This window comes from Bifidobacterium jacchi (assembly GCF_009078285.1).
In the GTDB taxonomy this organism is placed as follows: Bacteria; Actinomycetota; Actinomycetes; order Actinomycetales; family Bifidobacteriaceae; genus Bifidobacterium; species Bifidobacterium jacchi.
In genome coordinates, this window is record NZ_RQSP01000004.1 from 85,193 (window position 1) to 87,543 (window position 2,351).

At 60.4% G+C, this 2,351-nt stretch carries 2 protein-coding genes; both read left to right on the forward strand.

Going from position 1 to position 2,351, the window contains the following annotated elements:
- Window positions 1–265: 265 nt before the first annotated feature.
- Window positions 266–1,591: an MFS transporter gene (locus EHS19_RS02275; RefSeq protein ID WP_151916192.1), complete on the forward strand. Its 1,326-nt coding sequence runs from the start codon at window positions 266–268 to the stop codon at window positions 1,589–1,591.
- A gap of 228 nt (window positions 1,592–1,819) precedes the next feature.
- Window positions 1,820–2,351 (forward strand): GDSL-type esterase/lipase family protein (locus EHS19_RS02280; protein WP_241677029.1); only part of this gene is annotated, 532 nt, incomplete at its 3' end.

Consider the following 2,351-nt stretch of genomic DNA (forward strand, 5'->3'; position numbering starts at 1 on the left):
GCTCCCTGTGACCGAAGGCGCGCCCTGTGACCGCATCGAGAAACCAAATCGGCACCATATGTGTCCACCATGTGAACGTTTGCTATCCCCTCGGACGGCAGTGGTGCACACTCAAGTCTTGGCACAGCGGTGTGCGTCACCGCTGGCCAAAAGCTAGGTGGCGCGCCCTCTGTTGTCTCTAGCGAAATCCGTTGTTATGCGCCTGATCCTGCGCCTGCGTGTTTCGCCTATGAATGCTGAGATTTGAATGAGGGGTTTAGACGCCATGACTACCGCAGTCGCGTCTGCTGAATCTGCGAATACGCAGGTGAAAAAGGATTCCGTGCCCGAGATCATCGCCGCTTCGATGGTTGGCACGGCCATTGAGTTCTACGACAACTATTGCTATTCGATCGCATCCGCGAGCTACTTCGGCGCGATCTTCTTCCCGGGTGCCACCAAGGCGAACCCGGCCATCGGCACGATGCTGGCCTTCCTGACCTTCGCGGTCTCGTTCCTCGCCCGCCCGTTCGGCTCGATGCTGTTCGGCCACTTCGGCGACAAGATCGGCCGCAAGACCACGCTGGTGGTCGCCCTGATGACGATGGGCATCTCCACGTTCCTGGTCGGCTGCCTGCCCGGCTATGAGCAGCTGGGCATCTTCTCGATCATCATCCTGTGCCTGTGCCGCGCCTGTCAGGGCGTCGGCCTCGCCGGCGAATGGTCGGGCGCCGCGCTGGTCGCCACGGAGAACGCTCCGGCGAACAAGCGCGCGCTGTACGGTTCGTTCCCGAACATGGGTGCTCCGATCGGCTTCTTCTGCGCCTACGGTCTGAACCTGCTGCTTGACACCACGCTCGGTGCCGACACGATGCAGGCGTGGGGCTGGCGTATCCCGTTCCTGTGCTCCGCGATTCTGGTGGTGATCGGCCTGTACGTGCGTCTGCGCATGACCGAGACGCCGATCTTCCGCAAGGCCGCCGCCGAGGACCGCGTCGTCAAGCACCCGCTTCGCGCGCTGCTGCCGTACTGGAAGCAGGTCGTGCTGGGCACGTTCGCGATGGGCATCACGTACACGCTGTTCTACGTGCTGGGCACTTGGTCGCTCAGCTACGGCGTCAAGGTGATGAAGCCCGCGTTCACGCAGAACGAGTATCTGGCGATGCAGATGACATCGGTCGTCTTCTTCGCGATCTTCATCATGGTCTCCTGCCTGTACGCCGACAAGATCGGCCGCAAGAAGGTGCTGATCTTCACCACGGCCGGTACGCTGATCTTCTCGCTGTTCGCCACGCCGCTGCTGCAGCACAACGTCGCCACGGTGATGGTGTTCCTGTGCGTCGGCTTCGCGCTGATGGGCGGTCTGTTCGGACCGTGCGGCGCGTATCTGCCCGAGCTGTTCCCGACGAACGTGCGCTATTCCGGCGCCGGTCTGAGCTACAATCTGGCGGCCATCCTCGGCGGCGCGTTCGCTCCGTCGATCGCCACCGCTCTGGTGCAGTCCACCGGTACGGTCGCTTCGGTTGGCTGGTATATGGCAGTGATGGCGGCGCTCGCTCTGGTTGCGCTGTTCTTCATCAAGGAAAGCAAGGATGAGGACTACACCAAGTAGTCGGTTCTGATTCGGCTGGTTGACGCCGAATGATTGGGGCGGTTCCGCGTTGCGGGATCGCCCCTTTTCGTTGTTCTTGGCGTTGATGCTGCATGCGATGGTCACGTGGCGCATTTTGTTAAGAACGTGTCCATTAATGCCTCTAGACTTGACCACAATCGGGCGCGTCGTTGCGTCCATTGTGGAAAAGGAAGATCCACGCAGCAGTGGAAGACGGAGAGGTCCCCCATGAAGTCCCGTATACGTGCCATCAGCGGTGATGACATCGGCAGGCTCGGCGCGGCTTGGCTCGCGCTGTGCACCGTAGTGGCGATGATCATATCGATGTTCGCGATTCCGGTCGTCTCGTTCGCCGAGGAAACGACCGGCAAGGTCAAGGTCGCCGCGGTCGGAGACAGTCTGACCGAAGGATACAAGTCCACCAGCGGCAACAAGGGCGCCGACGCCTACCCGGCGATTCTGCAGGGCATTCTCGGCAACGGCTACGAGGTGCGCAACTTCGGCAAGACCGGTGCCACGCTGATGAAGAACACCAGCAATTCGTACTGGAATTCGCAGGAATTCACGGATTCCAAGAGCTACGAGCCCAATGTGGTCGTCATCATGCTTGGAACCAACGATTCCAAGAACGATATCTGGAACGAGACCAACTATCTGTCACAGGCGAAGGAACTGGTCGATACCTATACGGCGTTGTCCAGCAAGCCCACGGTCTATTTCGCGCTGTCTCCGCAGGCGTATTCCACGTCGACCACCGACA